Here is an 18,763-nt window from a genome sequence, read left to right as displayed (position 1 = left end):
GCCTGTGCGTGGCTAGTTCAGGGTGAATTCGGTGAAGGAAGCACCGGGCGGCTCCTTGCCCGGTTGTTTCTCTTCTTCGGCCTGCGCCTGGCTGTCCGGCCCGTTGTTGAGCAGCCACAGCAGGTTGGTGGCCGAGTCGGCATTGGCCAGCGCCTCGTCCTGCGTCACCAGGCCGTCCTTGACCAGCTTGAGCAGGGCGGTTTCAAACGATTGCGATCCGGGCGACAGGCTCTTGTCCATCGCTTCCTTGATCTGGCCGATCTCGCCTTTTTCGATCAGGTCGGCGATGTAGCGGGTATTGAGCATCACCTCGACCGCGGGCTGGCGCTGGCCGCCGGCGGCCGCCTTGACGAGGCGCTGCGACACGATCGCCTTCACGCTCGAGGACAGGTCCTGCAGCAGGGCGGCGCGGTTCTCGATCGGGTAGAAGCTGATGATGCGGTTGAGCGCATTGTAGCTGTTGTTGGCGTGCAGGGTGGCCAGCACCAGGTGGCCGGACTGGGCGTAGGCCAGCGCCGCCGCCATGGTTTCCCTGTCGCGGATCTCGCCGATCAGGATGCAGTCCGGCGCCTGGCGCATCGAGTTGCGTAGCGCCGTGGCGAAGCTGGCGGCGTCGCTGCCGATCTCGCGCTGGTTGACGATCGACTTCTTGTTCTTGAACAGGTATTCGATCGGGTCTTCCAGGGTCAGGATGTGGCCGGTGCGTTGTTCGTTGCGGTGGTCCAGCATCGAGGCGATGGTGGTCGACTTGCCGGAACCGGTGGCGCCCACGATCAGCAGCAGGCCGCGTTTTTCCATGATCAGCTCGGACAGCACCGGCGGCAGGCCCAGTTCGCCGAGCGGCGGGATGTTGGCCGGCACGAAGCGCAGCACCGCCGAGATCGAGCCGCGCTGGCGGAAGGCCGACAGGCGGAAGCGCCCCAGGTTGGGGACCGACACGCCCATGTTGAGTTCGTTCTCGCGCTCGAGCTCCTGCATCTGTTCGGTCGATGCGATCTCGGACAGCAGCGAGATGATGTTGTCCGGTTCGAGACGATGCTGGTTGATCGGGATGAGGTTCCCGTTGATCTTGATGTGCACCGGCGAGTTCGCGGCGAAGAACATGTCGGAAGCGTTCTTCTCCTTCATCAGCTGGAACAGGCGGTCCATGGCCATGGCATCGTCTCCTAAGGTAGTGGTGCTCTACTGCCGCTTGACCGCGTGGGCGGGAGACCCGCCCACCCTACGTACGGCGATCCGGTTTCGTAGGGTGGGCGTTGGAAAGTCCACCGGACTTTCCAACCCTGCCCACGCGGTCATCAAGCGCATCAGTCGCCGCGCAGCAGCTCGTTGATGCCGGTCTTGGCGCGGGTCTTGGCGTCCACGCGCTTGACGATCACGGCGCAGTACAGGCTGTACTTGCCGTCGCTCGAGGGCAGGCTGCCAGACACCACCACCGAGCCGCTAGGTACGCGGCCGTAAGTGACTTCGCCGGTCTCGCGGTTGTAGATCTTGGTCGACTGGCCGATGTACACGCCCATCGAGATCACCGAGTTCTCTTCGACGATCACGCCTTCGACGATCTCCGAGCGGGCGCCGATGAAGCAGTTGTCTTCGATGATGGTCGGGTTGGCCTGCATCGGTTCGAGCACGCCGCCGATGCCGACGCCGCCCGACAGGTGCACGTTCTTGCCGATCTGGGCGCAGGAGCCGACGGTGGCCCAGGTGTCGACCATCGCGCCTTCGTCGACGTAGGCGCCGATGTTGACGTAGGACGGCATCAAGACCACGTTCTTGCCGATGAAGCTGCCGCGGCGGGCGACCGCCGGCGGCACCACGCGGAAGCCGCCCTTGGCGAAATCGTCAAGGGTGTAGTCGGCGAACTTGGTCGGCACCTTGTCGTAGAACTGCATGCCGCCGCCACCGGCCACCGGAACGTTGTTCTCGAGGCGGAAGGACAGCAGGACGGCCTTCTTGATCCACTGGTTCACGACCCAGTCGCCGCTGCTTTTCTCCGCCACGCGCAGGCTGCCGTTGTCGAGGCCGGCGAGCACGTGGGCGACCGCGTCGCGTACTTCCGCGCTGGCGCTCGAGGGGCTGATCTCCGCGCGCTGTTCCCACGCGGTGTCGATGATGTTCTGGAGTTGTTGGGTCATGGTGATTCTCTTTTAAGGTATGGGTTGGTGCCGGCGCTCACAGGCCCTTGCAGAACTCGTTGATGCGGTTGGCGGCTTCGAGTCCTTCGTCGACGCTGGCTACCAGCGCCATGCGGATGCGGTTGCGGCCCGGGTTGAGGCCGTGCGCTTCGCGTGCAAGATAACTGCCTGGCAAAACCGTCACATTATATTCGGCGTACAGGCGGCGTGCGAAGTCGGTGTCCGAAAGCCCGGTGCGGCGCACGTCGGCCCACAGGTAGAAACCGGCGTCGGGCAGTTCGACGTCCATCACCTCCCGCAGGAGCGGGGTGATCAGCCTGAACTTCTCGCGGTACAGCGCGCGGTTTTCCTGCACGTGGTGCTCGTCGTTCCAGGCGGCGATCGAGGCCGCCTGGATCGGCGGCGACATGGCGCCGCCGCTGTAGGTGCGATAGAGCAGGAATTTCTTCAGGAGCTGCGGGTCGCCGGCGACGAATCCCGAGCGCATGCCCGGCACGTTCGAGCGCTTCGACAGGCTGGAGAACACGACCAGGTTGGCGTAGGGACGCGCGCCGCCGCTGCGGCCCAGCTGGTGGGCCGCTTCGAGGGCGCCCAGCGGCGGCGTCGCGCCGAAGTAGATCTCGGAATAGCATTCGTCCGCCGCGATCACGAAACCATGGCGCTCGGACAGTTCGAACAGCTGGCGCCAGTCCTCGAGGGTGAGCACGGCGCCGGTCGGGTTGCCCGGCGAGCAGACGTAGAGCAGCTGCACGCGCGCCCAGACGTCGATCGGCACGCTGGCGTAGTCGGGCGCGAAGTTGCGGCCGGGTTCCGAGTTGACATAGTAGGGCGTGGCGCCGCTCAGGTAGGCCGCGCCTTCGTAGATCTGGTAGAAGGGGTTCGGGCTCATCACCAGCGCGCCCGGGGCGCCGTCCACGACGGCCTGGGCAAAGGCGAACAGCGCCTCGCGCGAACCGTTCACCGGCAGCACCATCGTGGCCGGGTCGACCGCCGGGATGCCGTAGCGGCGCTCCAGCCAGAACGCGATCGCCGCGCGCAGCGGCTCGGTGCCGTGGGTCGAGGGGTAGACGGCCAGGCCGGCCATGGCATGCGTCAAGGCCTTCTCGATGAAGGCCGGCGTCGGGTGTTTCGGCTCGCCGATGCCGAGGCTGATCGGGCTGTGAGCGGGGTTCGGGGTCACGCCGGCGAAGAGCTGGCGCAGCTGTTCGAAGGGGTAGGGATGGAGCTGGTCGAGATGTGGATTCACGTCGGTTACCGTCAATGCGCGGTCTGGGTACGTTGGCTATTCGGACAATTATAGCCCTTGCCCGAGGATGCGATGGCGAGGACGGCAGTTCGTGCCGGGCGGGACGGATGCTAGACTGCGCCTTGCCCTTGAGCGAAGGAGTTGTTTTTGAGAATGCATCTTTCCGTCCTGATTTCTATCCTGAAATTTTTGCTTCCCCTGGCCTTCGGCTGGTTCTTGCTCGCGTCCATACAGCCGGCCACGGCGGCCGGTCCCTTGTTCGCCTCCGAGCCCGAGTCCGCGGCCGCGCCCACCCAGGCCGACCTGCTCGGCCGCGAAACGCCGCGCTCGGCGGTCTCCGGGCTGATCCGTGCCCTGGCCGAGCAGGACCATGACCGCGCCGCCCAGTATTTCGACCTGCCCGCGAATACCAGCCGGCAGCGCGCGGCGGCCGCCGCCAGGGCGCGCGAATTCCAGGCCTTGCTCGACAGCGGCGGCTCGCTGCAACCGTATGCGGCCTTGTCGAACGACGGCCCCGGCAGGATCGGCGACGAGCTGCCCGTGGACCAGGAGCGCGTCGGTGAAATCCGGGCCAAGGGCAGGACCATCCCGGTCCTGCTCAGCCGCGGCGAAGAAGAGGGCCTGCAGATCTGGCGCATCTCGCGCGAGACCGCGACGGCCATCGCCGCCGTGGCCGAGAAATCGCCCGCCGCCTCCGGGTCGCAGCGCCCGCAGTTCACCGTGGCCGGCGCGCCGCTGGAGGACTGGGGAATGCTGGTGGGCCTGGGCGCGCTGGTCTTCGGCGGGTTGTGGATCGTCGCCACGATCCTGGTCGCCATCATGCGCCGCCTGGTGGCGGACCCCGCCGCCAACGGGGCCTACCGCTTCTTCGAGGCGGCGCTGCCGCCGCTCAGCCTCTTGATCGCCGTGTTCGTGTTCTTCGAGTGGGCCGAGCGGCTGCCGGTCGCCATCGTGGCGCGCCAGACCCTGCTGCGCTACACCGGCATCCTGCTCTTGATCGCCTTCGTCTGGTTCGGCCTGCGCATGCTCGACGCCGTCGCCCAGCTCGCCATCACGCGGATGCAGCGGCGCGGACGGCGCCAGGTGGTCTCGGTCATCGTTCTGGCGCGGCGCACGGCCAAGGTCGTGCTGCTGCTGTTCTTCGCGATCGGCCTGCTCGACACCTTCGGCATCGACGTCACCACCGGCATCGCGGCGCTCGGCATCGGCGGCATCGCGCTGGCCCTGGGCGCACAGAAGACCGTGGAAAACCTGGTCGGCAGCGTCACCGTGATCGCCGACCGTCCGGCCCAGGTGGGCGACTTCGTCAAGGTCGGCGACGTGATCGGCACGGTGGAAGACATCGGGATCCGCTCCACCCGCATCCGCACCCTCGACCGCACCCTGGTGACCATCCCCAACGGCGACTTTTCGGCGCGCCAGATCGAGAACTACGCCGCGCGCGACCGCTTCCTGTTCAATCCGGTGATCGCGCTCGATTACCGCACCCCGGCCGCCAGGCTGGCGGAAGCCGCCGCCATCGTCCGCCAGGTCCTGCTCGAGCACGAACAGGTCGGCGAAGGATCGCGCGCGCACCTGGGCCGGATCGGCGATCGCTCCTTCGACATCGAAGTGTTCGCCTACATGGAGGTGCCCGATTTCGAGGCCAGCGTGCGCATGCGCGAAGCGCTGCTGCTGGCGATCGTCGAGCGGCTCGAGGCGGCCGGGATCGCGCTCGGCTTCCAGGCCCAGACGGTGGTGTTCGCGCCCGAGCAGCTGGCCCTCATGCAGTCCGGCGCCGTGGGCGAACGATGTCCTGACCCTGTCCCGGGCTCGTCGAAGATGTAACAGCCCGGCACGGACTATGTCCGTTTTCGCACGGAACCGGGCTGTGGGCGGCAGTATGCTGGTACCAGGACATCAACCGCAGGCTACCGAGCATGAACACGCCGACCACCGCAGCCCGGGTTCCCGCAGCGCAGGATGCGCCGGCGGGAGCCGACGACGGGCGCCGCGCCGCGCCCCTGTCGCTGGCGGCATGGAAGCAATTCGTCGGCGTGGCCAAGCCCTACTGGCTGGGCGAGAAGCGCAGGCAGGCCTGGACCCTGCTGTCGCTGCTGGTCCTCCTGATGCTGGTCGAGACCAAGCTGGCCGTGATGCTCAACGAGCAGGCAGGCGAGATGACCTCGGCCCTGGCGGGCAAGGATGGCGCACGCTTCTGGGCCGCCGTGCGGGCCTGCCTGATGACGCTGGCGGTGGCGGTGCCGGTGTATGCCTTCTATTACTACATGCGCGACCGCTTCGCCAACCAGTGGCGGCGCTGGCTCACCGGGCGCTTCCTCGACGGCTACCTGAAGGATCGCAAGTACTACCGCCTGGATGCCGGCAGCGGGATCGACAACCCCGACCAGCGCATCAGCGAGGACATCAACAGCTTCACGGGCAGGTCGATCCATTTCCTGCTCATCTTCCTGGGCTCGATCATGCAGCTGGTGGCCTTCAGCACGGTGCTGTGGTCGATCTCGCAGTTGCTGGTCGTGGTGCTGGCCGTGTACGCGCTGGCCGGCACCGTGCTCGCCCTGTACGTGTTCGGGGCTCCGCTGATCCACCTGAATTTCTGGCAGCTGCGGCGCGAAGCGGATTTCCGCTTCAGCCTGATGCGCCTGCGCGAGAACGCCGAGTCGATCGCCTTCTACCGCGGCGAAGCCCAGGAGCGGGCCCACATCGAGGCCAGGTTCCAGGGAGTGATCGAGAATTTCGCGCGCCTGATCCGCAAGCAGTGCTCGCTCAACCTGTTCCAGCGCACCTTCAGCCAGCTCACCCTGGTGCTGCCCTTCATGATCCTGGCCCAGGGCGTGTTGTCCGGCGAGCTCGAAGTGGGGCGGGCGGTGCAGGCGGCGGGCGCCTTCACCGCGGTGCTCGCGGCGGTCGGCGTCATCGTCGACAACTTCGAGAGCCTGAGCCGCTTCGTGGCCGGTATCGGCCGCCTGCAGGCGCTCTCCGGCCTGGTGCTGCCGGAAGCGCGCGCTCAAGCCCCCGTGGCCGGGCAAGGTTCGCGCATCCAGACCCGCCCGGACCGGCAGCTGGTGCTGGAATCGCTGACACTGCATCCGCCGCGCTCGGAGCGGGTGCTCATCAAGGAATTGTCGCTGGCCCTGGCGCCCGGCGACGCCCTGCTCATCACCGGCGAGAGCGGCTGCGGCAAGAGTTCCCTGCTGCGCGCCATCGCGGGCCTGTGGCACGAGGGCTGCGGCGTGATCCGGCGCCCGGCCCTGGACCAGTTCTTCTTCCTGCCGCAGCAGCCCTACCTGCAGGCGGGCAGCCTGCGCAGCCAGTTGATCTACCCGAGCTCGCACACCGAACTGAGCGACGCGCAGCTGCTCGACGTCCTGCGCGAGGTCCAGCTGCCGCGCCTGGCCGAACGGGTGGGCGGCCTGGACGCGGCGCAGGACTGGGAAAAGCTGCTGTCGGTGGGCGAGCAGCAGCGCCTGGCCTTTGCCCGGGTGCTGGTGCACCGGCCGCAGATCGTCATCCTTGACGAGGCCACCAGCGCCCTCGACGCCGGCAACGAAGCTGTCCTGTACGCGCGCCTGCGCAGCAGCGGCGCGACCCTGATCAGCATCGCCCACCGCGCCGCGGTGCTGCGTCACCACACCCATGTGCTGTGCCTGAAAGGAGAAGGCGCGTGGGAACTGCAGCAGGCCGCGGGCTACCGGCTCGACGGGCAAGGCCAGTCGCAAGGCGGCGCTGCGCGCGCCGAGCCGGCGCCGCAGCTGGCCGGCGCCGGGTAGGTGCAAACGCCGTGGAATGCCGGCATGACGGAACCGCATGCACTGTTTCGCACCATGGGGCCGTGCAGCCTGGACGGCGCCTGGCAGGATGCGCGCCAACGCACGCTTGCCCTGTTCGACGCGCTGGCCGGCGCCGGCCATGACGACAGCGCGCGGGTGCCGCGCCTTGCCATCGTCAATCCCCCGCTGTGGGAGCTGGGCCACCTTGCCTGGTTCGCCGAATGGTTCGTGCTGCGCCAGGCGTGCGGCAGCCGGCCCGGCGAGGCCCAGGGCGAATCGCTGCTGGCGCGCGCCGATGCCTGGCTCGATTCGAACACCATGCTGCACGCGGCGCGCTGGCCGCTCGACCTGCCGGCCCCGGCCCGGCTCGAGCATTATTGCCTGGCCATGGAGTCCGGGCCGGCATGCGCGCCCGGCGAGATCGCCTTCGCCGGCGGCGAGTTGCTGCTGGGCGGGCCGCAGTCGCGCGGCTTCGTGTTCGACAACGAAAAGCAGGCCTTTCCGTGCCCGGTCGCGCCGTTCGAGATCGACGCCGGCCTGGTGTCGAACGCGGACTATCTCGCGTTCGTGTGCGATGGCGGCTACCGGCGCGCCGCCTGCTGGAGCCAGGCCGGATGGGACTGGCTGGCCGCGCAGCGGCGCCATGTGAGCCTGCACGAAGCCGAGGCCTATTGCCGCTGGAGCAGGAATGGGAGTTCGCGGCGGCGTCACGCCACCCGGCCTTCGACTGGGGTGCTTGTGGGAGTGGACGGCCTCGCCCTTCCTGCCGTATCCCGGCTTCGGCGCGGATCGCTACCGGGAGTATTCGGCGCCGTATTTCGGCAGCCGCCAGGTCTTGCGCGGCGCATCGTTCGCGACGCCGCCACGCCTGCGCTCCCCGCATTTCCGCAATTTCTACCAGCCGGAACGCGACGACATCTTCGCCGGCTTCCGTACCTGCGCGGCTTGAAGCCGGTTCAGCGCGCCAGCGCCTTCTGCATGGCTTCCCAGGCATAGCCGCCATCGACCGCGACCACCCGGTTGCGTCCGCCCGCCTTGGCGTCGTACATGGCGCGGTCGGCGGCCAGGAACAGCGCGCGCATGTCGTCGAACTTGGTCGGCACGAAGGTGGCGGCGCCGACGCTGACGGTGACGAAGTCGGCGGTGCCGGAGCGCGGGTTGGGCACGCGCAGGCGCTCGACGTCGGCGCGGATCGATTCGGCCAGCCTGGCCGCGCCGCCGTGGGGCGTGTCGGGCAGCAGCAGCACGAATTCCTCGCCGCCGTAGCGCGCCGCCAGGTCGGTGGCGCGCAGCGCATGGGCCTGCACGGTGCTGGCCACCGCCTGCAGGCACTGGTCGCCGGCGGCGTGGCCGAGCAGGTCGTTGTAGAGCTTGAAATGGTCGACGTCGAGCACCAGCAGCGACAGCGGGCGGGCAGCGCGGATGGCGCGCTGCCATTCGCGCTCGAGGCAGGCGTCGAACTGGCGCCGGTTGGCGATGCCGGTGAGCGGGTCGGCCATGGCGGCGCGCTGCAGCGCCGTTGCGGACTGCTTGTGGTGGGTGATGTCGTGCAGCAGGGCGATGTAGAGCTGCTCGCCGGATGCCATCGGCGACAGGCTCAGGTCCATCGCGCGCAGGCTGCCGTCGGGCTGCTGCAGCAGCACTTCGCGGGTGCCGCGGCAGCGCGCGAGGATGCCCGCGTCATCGCGCTCGCGGCGCGCGAAATAGGCCGCGTAGTCGTTCGCCGCCGGTTCGGCCAGCAGCGCAGCCAGCGGGCGGCCGGCCAGTTCGGTCTCGCTGTAGCCCAGGCAGCGCTCGCTGGCCGGATTGGCGTACTGGATGCGGCCGTCCTGGCCGAGCAGCATCAGGCCTTCGTCCATGCCCTCGACGATCAGGCGCAGGCGCCTGGCCTGCCGGGTGCTGGACTGGCTGGCGGAACGGGCGTTGAGTTGGGCGCGCACGCGCGCGACGACTTCCGGCAGGCGCAGCGGCTTGGCGATGTAGTCGGCGGCGCCCTGGTCGAAACCGGCCACGATGTCCTCGGTGTTCGAGCAGGCGCTCACGAAAATCACGGGGATGTCGCAGGTGGCCGGGTTGGCCTTCAGGCGGCGGCAGGTTTCCAGGCCATCCAGGCCTGGCAGCATGACGTCGAGCAGGATCAGGTCGGGCTGGACTCGCTGGGCGAGATCGAGCGCACGCTCGCCGGAAATGGCGACGAAGGTGCGGTAACCCTGGCTACGCAGCATGTCCTGCAGCAGGCTCAGGCTGGCGGGCGCGTCGTCGACGATCAGGATCGCGGCCTGGCGCGCGGGCACTGCAGGCTCGAAAGCAGCTTGGTTCATACGGTTACCGGGTGATGCGGAATAGTGTCCGCAGAAATCATACCCCGATTGCCATCGCTTGCGGCAACATTCGTTGCCATAAAAACACAAACGCTGCGGGAATTTGTCCCGGTGTTGTACCGCTACGACCAGTTGTGCAACCGCCAAGTCATACTGGCGGTTGCGCTTGACGCATACCTGATGGTGTTTACAGCATGTCCTTGATCAGCTTGCCAAGGATGGCGATGCCTTCGCGGATGCGTTCCGGCGGCACGGTTACGAACGACAGGCGCAGGGTGTTGGTGGCCGGTTCATTGGCGTAGAACGGCGCGCCCGGCACGAAGGCCACGCGGGCGGCCAGCGACTGGTCGAGCAGTTTCATCGCGTCGATGCTCTGCGGCAGGGTCACCCAGATGAACATGCCGCCCTCGGGCTTGGTCCAGGTCACGCTTGCCGGGAAGTGCTCGGCCATCGCGTCCAGCATCACCTGGCACTGGTCGCCGTACAGCTTGCGGATGGTCGGGATGTGCTGGTCCAGGAAGCCGTCCTTGACCACTTCGTGCACCACCATCTGGGTCAGCTGGGCGGTGTGCAGGTCGGCGGCCTGCTTGGCCAGCTCGAGGCGGCGCACCAGCGGCAGCGGGGCGCACACGTAGCCCAGGCGGATGCCCGGGGTCAGCACCTTCGAGAAGGAACCCATGTAGATGACGCCGTCCGGGTTCATCGCGACCATCTTCGGCGACGGCTCGCCGCGGTAGGAAAGGGTGCCGTACGGGTCGTCCTCGATCAGCGGCAGGCCGAGGCGGGCGCAGGTTTCCACCAGCTCCTGGCGGCGTTCGACCGACAGACTGCGACCGGTCGGGTTCTGGAAGTTCGGCAGGGCGTACAGCAGGCGCGCGCCTTGCGCGATCGCGTCGATCGACGAGGGCACCAGGCCGTGTTCGTCGGTCTCGACGGATTTGAATTCGGGACGGTAGACCGAGAAGGCCTGCAGGGCGCCCAGGTAGCTCGGGGTCTCTACCAGCACGCGGCTGCCTTCGTCGATCAGGACCTTGCCCAGCAGGTCGAGCGCCTGCTGCGAGCCCGAGGTCATCAGGATCTGTTCAGGCAGGATGCGGCTGCCTTCCGTGGAGAGCGAATTGGCGATCCATTCCCGCAGCGGGCCATAGCCATCGGTCGGACCGTACTGCAGCGCGACCTTGCCGGCGTCAAGCAGGACCTTGTCGTACGCTTCTTTCATGCGCTCGACCGGGAAGGTGGCTGGCGACGGCAGGCCACCGGCGAAGGAGATGATCTCCGGACGCTGGGTGATCTTCAGGATTTCGCGGATGAACGAGCTTTGCAGCTGCTGCGCGCGTTCCGAAAACTGCCACTGGATGGGGTTTGGATTCTCGATTTTCATGCTGTTCTCACAGGACTCTCAGGAAGGGACCGCACGGGTAGTGCCGGACCATTATAAGGCACGCGGATAGGCGGCCTCGGGATGGACCGGGCCGGGTAGGCCCAGCCCGCGATCGGTACTTTTAAACAAATGCAATATCGCTTAAACAAATGTTTAAGCGGCAAGGTTTAGGCAACCGGATTATGCAACTTCGGCGATCATCTCGATCTCGACGCAGGTGCCGCGCGGCAGCGAGGCGACGCCGAAGGCCGAACGGGCGTGCTTGCCGGCTTCGCCGAAGATCTCGCCGATCAGTTCCGAACAGCCGTTGGTGACCAGGTGCTGCTCATTGTATTCCGGGGTCGAGGCAACCAGGCTCATCACCTTGACGATGCGCTTGACGCGGTTCAGGTCGCCGCCGACGGCTTCCTGCAGGGTGCCGATCAGGTCGATGGCGACCGAGCGCGCGGCGGCCTGGCCGTCCGCAGTGGTCTTGTCGCGGCCGAGGATGCCCGCGTTCGGCGAGCCGTCGGCGTTCTTGGCGATGTGGCCCGAGATGAACACGAGGTTGCCGGTCTGCACGTACATGACATAGGCGGCGGCCGGGGTGGCCGGCGCGGCCAGGGTGATGTTCAGTTCTTTGAGTTTATCGTAGACGGACATGGTTTTTGTGACGTTGCAGTGAAAGAAGCCGGTATTGTACGTCCAACCGGCCTCACGGCAGCATTCTTGCTGCGCGATTCACTGCTGGCCTGGCGTCATCCGGCGCTCGCGCTCGCGGCCGGGATCTGCCTGGCCATCTCGGCCTCGATTTCCTGCGGCGTCATGTCGCGCAGGTGGGTGGCGATGGCCCAGCGGTGGCCGAAGGGATCGACCAGTTGGCCGTAGCGGTCGCCCCAGAACGCATCGCCCAGCGGCATGATGGGCTTGGCGCCGGCGGCCAGCGCCCGTTCCCAGACGGCGTCGGCATCCGGCACGTACAAGTGGATGGAGACCGCCGAACCCGGCGCGGGCATCTGCCCGGCCGTGCAAAACTCGGGAAATTCGTCGCACAGCATGAGGATCGAATCGCCGATCCGGACGCTGGCGTGCAGCAGCCTGCCGCCCGGGCCAGGCATGCGGTCGAGTTCGACCGCGCCGAAGGCTTGCCGGTAGAACGCGATCGCGTCGATCGCGCCCTTGCAGACCAGGTGCGGGGTGAGGCTATGAAAACCTTCGGGAATGGGACGTGCTGCCTGATGCATGATGGACCTCCTGTACTGGTTGTGGGGTGTTGCTGCCACGACGACGAACGGGAAGGCCGGGAATCGACACGCACGCCCAATACATTACATCTTTCCCAATTGCACCCAGCGCGAGCCCGCATCATGGCTGGCCAGCACGGCCTCGATGAAGCGCAGGCCGTCCACGCCATCCTCGACCGTGGGCAGGCTGGCGCTCGCCGCCGGCAAGGGCTGGCCGGCCTCGAGCGCATGGATCTGCGCCGCCGCGTCCCGGTACAGCTGCGCGAACGCTTCCAGGTAGCCTTCCGGGTGGCCGCAGGGAACGCGGGTGGCGTGCCCGGCAGCCAGGCCGCCCACGCGGCCGCGCGTGAGCCGCTGCGCACAGCCGCCCTGCGGCGTGAGAACAAGTTCGTTCGGGCTCTCCTGGTCGAAAGCGAGGCTGGCCTTGCTGCCGAACACGCGCAGCTTGAGTGCATTCTCGCAGCCGGTCGCCATCTGGCTCGACCACAGCATGCCGCGCGCGCCGTTCGGGTAGCGCAGCATCACCTGCACGTGGTCGTCCAGGATGCGCTCCGGCGTGAACGAATGCAGCTCGGCCAGCAGCTCGCTCGGCTGGATGCCGGTAACGAAAGCGGCGAGGTGGAAGGCATGGGTGCCGATGTCGCCGGTGCAGCCGGTGGGGCCGGCGCGGCGCGGATCGTTGTGCCAATTGGTGGCCTGGAATTCGGGAGACTGGTTGGCGGCTTCGGCCATCCAGTCCTGGGCGTATTCGACGTGCACCAGGCGCACGTCGCCGATCGCGCCCGAGGCCACCAGTTCGCGCGCGTGGCGCACCATCGGATAGCCGCTATAGGTGTGGGTGAGGGCGAACACGCGGCCTTTGGCGCGCGCCAGCGCGGCAAGTTCTTCTCCTTCGTCCAGGGAAATGCCGAGCGGCTTGTCGCAGATGACGTGGATGCCCGCTTCCAGGAAGCTCCTTGCCACCGGGGCGTGCAGGTGGTTGGGCGTGACGATCGCCACCACGTCGATGCCGTCCGGGCGTGCGGCTTCCTGGCACGCCATCTCGCGGTAGTCGCTGTAGCTGCGCGCCGGGTCGAGCCGGATCGCCGCGCCGCTTCGCACTGCCCGCTCGGCGTCGCTCGACAGGGCGCCGGCCACGATCTCGTAGCAGTCGTCCAGGCGCGCCGCGATGCGGTGCACGGCGCCGATGAAGGCGCCGTCGCCGCCGCCCACCATGCCCAGGCGCAGCCGGCGCGGGGGCAGGCCGTCCTGCTTGTCCGATTCGTTGCGTCCGATCGCACTCATGCTTCGATCCCCATCAGTTGGCGTAGGGCGGCCCGGTCCGCGCCGCCGCCGGCGAAATCGTCGAAGGCGCGCTCGGCCACCCGGATGATGTGGCGGCGGATGAAATCGGCGCCTTCGCGCGCGCCGTCTTCCGGATGCTTGAGACAGCACTCCCATTCGAGCACCGCCCAGCCGGCGTAGTCGTACTGCGCCAGCTTCGAGAAGATGGCGGAAAAGTCGATCTGGCCGTCGCCCAGCGAGCGGAAACGCCCGGCGCGCTCGGCCCAAGAGCTGTAGCCGCCGTAGACGCCCTGGCGGCCGTTCGGGCGGAATTCGGCGTCCTTGACGTGGAAGGCCTTGATGCGCTCGTGGTAGATGTCGATGAAGGACAGGTAATCGAGCTGCTGCAGCACGAAGTGGCTCGGGTCGTACAGGATGTTGGCGCGGCGGTGGCCTTTCACTCCGTCCAGGAAGCGCTCGAACGTCACGCCGTCGTGCAGGTCCTCGCCGGGGTGCAGCTCGTAGCACACGTCCACGCCGGCGTCTTCAAACGCGTCCAGGATCGGCAGCCAGCGCCGCGCCAGTTCGCCGAAGGCTTCCTCGACCAGGCCGGCGGGCCGCTGCGGCCACGGATACAGGTAGGGCCAGGCAAGCGCGCCCGAGAAGCTCGCGTGCGTGTTCAAGCCGAGGCGGCGCGAGGCGCGCGCCGCGTTCTTCATCTGGCCGACCGCCCATTCCTGGCGCGCCCGCGGGTTGCCGCGCACCTGCGGCGCGGCGAAGCCGTCGAACAGGGCGTCGTAGGCCGGGTGCACGGCCACCAGTTGGCCCTGCAGGTGGGTCGACAGCTCGGTGATCGCCAGGCCGTGCGCGCTGAGCACGCCCTGGATCTCGTCGCAGTAGTCCTGGCTCTCGGCGGCGATGTCGAGGTCGAACAGGCGCTTGTCGGTCGGCAGCTGGATGCCTTCGTAACCCAGGCCGCTGGCCCAGGCGGCCAGGTTGGCCAGGGTGTCGAAGGGCGCCTGGTCGCCCATGAATTGGGCGAGGAAGATCGCCGGTCCCTTGATGGTTTTCATGCTGGTGGCCTGTCGTATCAGTAAGGCGAATCGGGGAAGTAGAACTGCTTGGCGTTCTCGCGCGTGATCAGGACCGACGGAATGATCGTCCTGCTCGGCAGTGCCTGGCCTTTCAGGCGCGCGTTGGCGGTCATCTTGATGGCGTCGTAGATGAACTTGGGCGAGTAGGAGACGTCCGCCTGCACCAGCTTGTCGCCGTCCATGACCTTCTTGACCGCGAACTTGGCGCCGGCGCCGCCGAACACTTCCTTGATGTCGCTGCGCCTGGCCTGCTCGATGGCCTTGATGACGCCAATCGCCATGTCGTCGTCGGAGGCCCACACGGCGTCGATCTGCTTGAAGCGGGTCAGGTAGTCCTGCATGACCTTGAAGGCGTCGTCGCGGTTCCAGTTGCCGTACTTGGCATCGAGTACCTTGATGCCCGGGTGCTTCCCGATCTCGGCCTGGAAGGCCTTGACGCGCTCGTTGTCGATGGTGCTCGGCATGCCGCGCAGGACCACGATATTGCCCTTGCCGTTCATGCGCTTGGCCAGGTACTCGGCCGGCAGCCTGCCGAAGGCCGTGTTGTCTCCGGCGACATAGGCATGCTGGGCCGCCGGGTTGGTCAGGCCGCGGTCGACCACGGTCACGTAGACGCCCTTGTTCTTGACCTGGGCCACCGGCTGGGTCAGCGAGGCCGATTCCAGCGGCAGGATCACCAGCGCGTTCATCTTGTTCACCACCAGCAGGTCCTGCACCTGGTTGGCCTGCTCGGGCGTGCTGCCGGCGGTCTTGACGATGATCTTCAAGCCGGGATTGGCCGCTTCCAGCTCGCGCTTGGCCCGGTTGGCCCACCAGACGATGCCGCCGGTGAAGCCATGGGTGGCGGTGGGAATCGCCACGCCGATGGTCAGTTTTTCAAGGGCGAAAGCCTGGCCGGTACCGAGCACCAGCAGGCAAGCCGCGGCCAGTTTGCCGAATTGTCGTTTGGATGGACGCATGAAGATTCCTTTGTTAATGGATAAACGGTTCAGCGGCGGCCGCGCTGCAAATAAGCCACGGCGATGATCACCACGCCCTGCACGGCCGGGTTCAGGTGCACGCTGATGATGCTGGTGAGGTTCAGGATGTTGCCGATCACGGACAGCAGGATCGCGCCGATTACGGTGCCCATGACGCGCCCCGAGCCGCCGCGCAGCGAGGTGCCGCCCACGACCACCGCGGCGATCGCCTCGAGTTCCCACAGGATGCCGGTGGTCGGCGTGGCCGAGCCGAGGCGCGGCACGTACAGGATGGTGGCGATCGCCACGCACACGCCCAGCAGCAGGTAGGTCAGCACCTTGACGCGGTCGACGCGGATCGCGGCATAGCGCGCCACCTGTTCGCTGGAACCGATCGCCTGCACGTGCTGGCCGTAGGCGGTGCGGTTCAGGATCAGGGCGCCCAGCAGGGCCACCAGGGCGAACACCCACACCGGAATCGGCACGCCCAATACGCTCTGGTAGTACACCGGGCTGTAGACCTCCGACAGGGTGAAATCGAGCGTCAATGCGCCGCCGTCCGACAGCCAGGTCAGCACGGCGCGGAACACGCCGAGGGTGCCGAGCGTGACGATGAAGGCTTCGATGCGGCCGCGTGCGACCAGGTACCCGTGCAGGATGCCGAACACCGCGCCGAAGGCGAGGGCCAGCCCGATGCCGAGCAGGACGATGGTGACGGCGCCGGGCGGATTCGCGCCGCTTGCCAGCGCATTCATCGCCACGATCATGACGCCCGCGATCAGCGCCGCCATCGAGCCGACCGACAGGTCGATGCCGCCGGAGACGACCACGAAGGTCATGCCGACCGCGATGATGCCGATGAAGGCGGTGCGGGTCAGCACGTTCATCAGGTTGTCGAAGGTGGCGAAATCGGGATTGAGCAGGCCGCCTGCGATGCACAGCAGGATCAGGGCGAGCGCCGGTCCCATGCCCTTCAGGCGCGGCAGGGCTGGCAGAAATGAGGGCCTAGTGGCGGGTGTGTTGGGTGTCGGTTGCATGGGAAATGATGTTCTCTTCACTGAGTTGGTCGGGGCCGAGCACGGCCTGCAGGCGTCCGCCGTGCAGCACCGCGACCCGGTGCGACAGGCCGATCAGCTCGATCAGTTCGGACGAGATGACGATCACGGCGCGCCCTTCGGCGGCAAGGCGGTGCACCAGCGCATAGATGTCGCGCTTGGCGCCCACGTCCACGCCGCGGGTCGGCTCGTCGAGCACGATCACGCGCGGGTTCGAATGCAGGTACTTGGCCAGCGCCAGCTTCTGCTGGTTGCCGCCCGAGAGCGAGCGGGCGACGCAATCGGGATCGCGCAGGCGGATGCCGAAGTCCGTGATGGCCCGCTCGAGCGCGGCGCGGCCGGCCTTCAGGTCGACCCAGGGCCTGGCGTCACGTTCCAAGGTCATCATGGTGAGGTTTTCGCGCAGGCCCAGGTCGAGGTGCAGGCCCTTGCCCTTGCGGTCTTCGCTCAGGTAGGTCAGGCCATGCCGCATGGCCTCGCGCGGGCTGCGGATGTCGACCGCCTGGCCCTCGATCTCGATGCTGCCGCTATGGCGTTCACGCAGGCCGAGGATGGCTTCGAAGGCTTCGGTGCGGCCAGCGCCCACCAGGCCGGCAAAGCCCAGGATCTCGCCGGCGCGCACCTCGAAGTCCAAGTTCTGTACCCAGCCCGGGACCGCCAGGTTCGATACCCGCAGCAGTACCGGTGCCTCCGGCGGGGCGGGCTGCTTGGGCGGGAACATGTCCGAGACGTCGCGTCCGACCATCAGGTTGGCCATCTGCCGGCGGTTCACGTCGCTTGTGGTGGCGCGCGTGACGAACTTCCCGTCGCGCATGACGACCACTTCGTCGGTGTGCGCTTCCATCTCGTCGAGCTTGTGGGAGATGTAGACGATGGTGACGCCTTCCTCCTTCAGTCGCGCCATCAGGGCGAAGAGTTTTTTCGTCTCGCCGGCCGACAGGCTGGCGGTGGGCTCGTCCATGATCAGGAGGCGCGCCTTGCGCGACAGGGCTTTGGCGATCTCGACCAGCTGCTTTTCGGCGACGATCAGCTCGGACACGCGGGTGCCCGGGTCGCGTTCCAGCCCGACCTGTTCCAGGTAGGCTGCCGCTTCGCTCGTCATGGCGCGGCGATCGAGCAGGCCGCTGCGCGTTTTCTCGTGGCCGAGAAAGATGTTCTGGGCGATCGTCAGGTGCTCGGCCAGGTTGAATTCCTGGTGGATCAGGGTGATGCCCAGCGCCTCGGCCTCGCGCGCATTGGCGAACTGGCGCTCGGCGCCGTCGATCAGGAGCTGGCCGCTGGTCGCGCGCTCGTAGCCGGCCAGGATCTTCATCAGGGTCGATTTACCGGCGCCGTTTTCCCCCAGCAGGCCCACTACGCGCCCCGGCTCCAGCGCGAAGTCGACCCCGTGCAGCACGCGCACAGGCCCGAATTCCTTGACGATGTGGCTGAATCGGACGGACAGGCTCATTTGGCCGGCATCTTCGCGAGCACGGCCTTCAATCCTTTCAGGGAGGCGGCCACCGTCTCGAGCTGGCCCATGCCGTTCGGGTATTCCTCCTGCTCGACGATGATCCATTGGGTCGCCCCGGCCTGGCGCAGGGCGCGCGTCAGGCCCGCCCAGTCGGTCCTGTCCTGGCCGATGATCGGCGTGCCGGTCGTTCCTGGCGCGAACTTGGCCTTGTAGTGGGTGCTCACGGTGCGGCCCGGGTACTTGTAGACGTAGGCCACCGGGTCCTTGCCGGCATGCGTGGTCCAGCCCACGTCCTGCTGCAGGATCGACGCTTGCGGCGTGTTGCGGGCGATGACGTCCCAGGGCGTGCTGCCGACCTCACCCGCCATTTCCTGGGCGTGGTTGTGGTAGCCGATGCGCATGCCCTTGGGCGCCAGCTTGCTGGACAGGGCACTGAGTTCGCGGCTCATCGCGGCGCTGCCCTCGACACTGGCGCCGCGCGCATCCATCGGGATCACCAGGTTGGCGCAGCCGAGCGTCTTGTAGAAGGCGGTGGTGGCGTCGAAGCGCGCGTCGGCCAGTTGCTCGAAGCCCACGTGGGCGCCGGCGCACTGCAGCTTGTTCTTGTCCAGGAAGGCTTTCAGGCCGGCCGGGTTCGACTTGTAGGGACCGAATTCGCCGGCGAACTCCACGCCCTGGAAGCCGAGCTTGGCGATTTTCGTGAGCGTGCCCTCGAAGTCCTGCTTGATCTCGTCCTTGACGGACCACAGCTGCACGCCGATGCGCGGCGAGGCTTCGGCGGCCACGGTGTGGGAAGCGGCGCCGAGGGCAGTGGCCAACACGGCGTACAACACGGTTTGCTTGTTCATTCTGTCTCCGTTCTT

At 67.3% G+C, this 18,763-nt stretch carries 16 protein-coding genes and 1 pseudogene; 4 read left to right on the top strand and 13 right to left on the bottom strand.

What is annotated here, in order from left to right:
• Window positions 1–12: 12 nt before the first annotated feature.
• From ACK4S9_RS09240 to dapC, 3 genes are all read right to left on the bottom strand, one after another.
• Window positions 13–1,155 (bottom strand): PilT/PilU family type 4a pilus ATPase, encoded by a 1,143-nt coding sequence (locus tag ACK4S9_RS09240; protein ID WP_409724538.1) that lies wholly within the window; start codon window positions 1,153–1,155, stop codon window positions 13–15.
• A gap of 152 nt (window positions 1,156–1,307) precedes the next feature.
• The gene (gene dapD, locus ACK4S9_RS09235) at window positions 1,308–2,135 is read right to left on the bottom strand and encodes a 2,3,4,5-tetrahydropyridine-2,6-dicarboxylate N-succinyltransferase (RefSeq protein WP_409724535.1); all 828 of its coding nucleotides are present in this window, start codon (window positions 2,133–2,135) and stop codon (window positions 1,308–1,310) included.
• Between the two features lie 37 nt (window positions 2,136–2,172).
• Window positions 2,173–3,381: a succinyldiaminopimelate transaminase gene (gene dapC, locus ACK4S9_RS09230; RefSeq protein ID WP_409724532.1), complete on the bottom strand. Its 1,209-nt coding sequence runs from the start codon at window positions 3,379–3,381 to the stop codon at window positions 2,173–2,175.
• Window positions 3,382–3,534: 153 nt separating this feature from the next.
• On the opposite strand from dapC, the gene ACK4S9_RS09225 reads away from it, so the two are divergent.
• The 4 genes and pseudogenes from ACK4S9_RS09225 to ACK4S9_RS09210 all read left to right on the top strand — a co-directional run bounded on the left by ACK4S9_RS09225 (window position 3,535) and on the right by ACK4S9_RS09210 (window position 8,100).
• Window positions 3,535–5,208 (top strand): mechanosensitive ion channel family protein, encoded by a 1,674-nt coding sequence (locus ACK4S9_RS09225; protein WP_409724529.1) that lies wholly within the window; start codon window positions 3,535–3,537, stop codon window positions 5,206–5,208.
• Between the two features lie 92 nt (window positions 5,209–5,300).
• The gene (locus ACK4S9_RS09220) at window positions 5,301–7,151 is read left to right on the top strand and encodes an ABC transporter ATP-binding protein/permease (protein ID WP_409724526.1); all 1,851 of its coding nucleotides are present in this window, start codon (window positions 5,301–5,303) and stop codon (window positions 7,149–7,151) included.
• A 24-nt stretch (window positions 7,152–7,175) separates the two neighbouring features.
• Window positions 7,176–7,775 (top strand): annotated as a pseudogene (locus tag ACK4S9_RS09215) (ergothioneine biosynthesis protein EgtB); the annotation flags it as partial.
• A gap of 64 nt (window positions 7,776–7,839) precedes the next feature.
• On the top strand, window positions 7,840–8,100 hold the full coding sequence (locus tag ACK4S9_RS09210; protein ID WP_409724653.1) for an SUMF1/EgtB/PvdO family nonheme iron enzyme: 261 nt from the start codon (window positions 7,840–7,842) through the stop codon (window positions 8,098–8,100).
• Between the two features lie 7 nt (window positions 8,101–8,107).
• Here ACK4S9_RS09210 and ACK4S9_RS09205 read toward each other — a convergent pair whose 3' ends face one another.
• The 10 genes from ACK4S9_RS09205 to ACK4S9_RS09160 form a co-directional block, all read right to left on the bottom strand.
• Complete coding sequence (locus ACK4S9_RS09205) at window positions 8,108–9,472, bottom strand: diguanylate cyclase (RefSeq protein WP_409724523.1); 1,365 nt, start codon at window positions 9,470–9,472, stop codon at window positions 8,108–8,110.
• Window positions 9,473–9,659: 187 nt separating this feature from the next.
• On the bottom strand, window positions 9,660–10,853 hold the full coding sequence (locus ACK4S9_RS09200) for a PLP-dependent aminotransferase family protein (protein ID WP_409724520.1): 1,194 nt from the start codon (window positions 10,851–10,853) through the stop codon (window positions 9,660–9,662).
• Between the two features lie 180 nt (window positions 10,854–11,033).
• A complete protein-coding gene (locus ACK4S9_RS09195) occupies window positions 11,034–11,495 on the bottom strand; it encodes a RidA family protein (protein ID WP_409724517.1) in 462 nt (153 codons plus the stop codon).
• Between the two features lie 95 nt (window positions 11,496–11,590).
• Window positions 11,591–12,076 (bottom strand): VOC family protein, encoded by a 486-nt coding sequence (locus tag ACK4S9_RS09190; RefSeq protein WP_409724514.1) that lies wholly within the window; start codon window positions 12,074–12,076, stop codon window positions 11,591–11,593.
• A gap of 84 nt (window positions 12,077–12,160) precedes the next feature.
• Complete coding sequence (locus ACK4S9_RS09185; protein ID WP_409724511.1) at window positions 12,161–13,360, bottom strand: Gfo/Idh/MocA family protein; 1,200 nt, start codon at window positions 13,358–13,360, stop codon at window positions 12,161–12,163.
• Window positions 13,357–14,412, bottom strand: coding sequence for a sugar phosphate isomerase/epimerase family protein (locus ACK4S9_RS09180; protein ID WP_409724508.1), 1,056 nt, complete (start codon window positions 14,410–14,412; stop codon window positions 13,357–13,359). The genes ACK4S9_RS09185 and ACK4S9_RS09180 overlap by 4 nt, the downstream gene beginning before the upstream one ends.
• 17 nt (window positions 14,413–14,429) lie before the next feature.
• Window positions 14,430–15,392, bottom strand: coding sequence for a substrate-binding domain-containing protein (locus ACK4S9_RS09175; RefSeq protein ID WP_409724505.1), 963 nt, complete (start codon window positions 15,390–15,392; stop codon window positions 14,430–14,432).
• A 29-nt stretch (window positions 15,393–15,421) separates the two neighbouring features.
• Window positions 15,422–16,429 (bottom strand): ABC transporter permease, encoded by a 1,008-nt coding sequence (locus ACK4S9_RS09170; protein ID WP_409724503.1) that lies wholly within the window; start codon window positions 16,427–16,429, stop codon window positions 15,422–15,424.
• Window positions 16,398–17,897 carry a sugar ABC transporter ATP-binding protein gene (locus ACK4S9_RS09165; RefSeq protein ID WP_409724500.1) on the bottom strand — a complete coding sequence of 500 codons (1,500 nt, stop codon included), beginning with the start codon at window positions 17,895–17,897 and terminating at the stop codon, window positions 16,398–16,400. The genes ACK4S9_RS09170 and ACK4S9_RS09165 overlap by 32 nt, the downstream gene beginning before the upstream one ends.
• Entirely contained in the window at window positions 17,894–18,748 is an 855-nt protein-coding gene (locus ACK4S9_RS09160) for a sugar phosphate isomerase/epimerase family protein (RefSeq protein WP_409724497.1), read from the bottom strand. The genes ACK4S9_RS09165 and ACK4S9_RS09160 overlap by 4 nt, the downstream gene beginning before the upstream one ends.
• Window positions 18,749–18,763 lie beyond the last annotated feature (15 nt).

It is taken from the genome of Massilia sp. (genome assembly GCF_046293535.1).
Lineage (GTDB): Bacteria > Pseudomonadota > Gammaproteobacteria > Burkholderiales > Burkholderiaceae_D > Telluria.
This window is presented reverse-complemented; position numbering and strand designations above follow the sequence as displayed.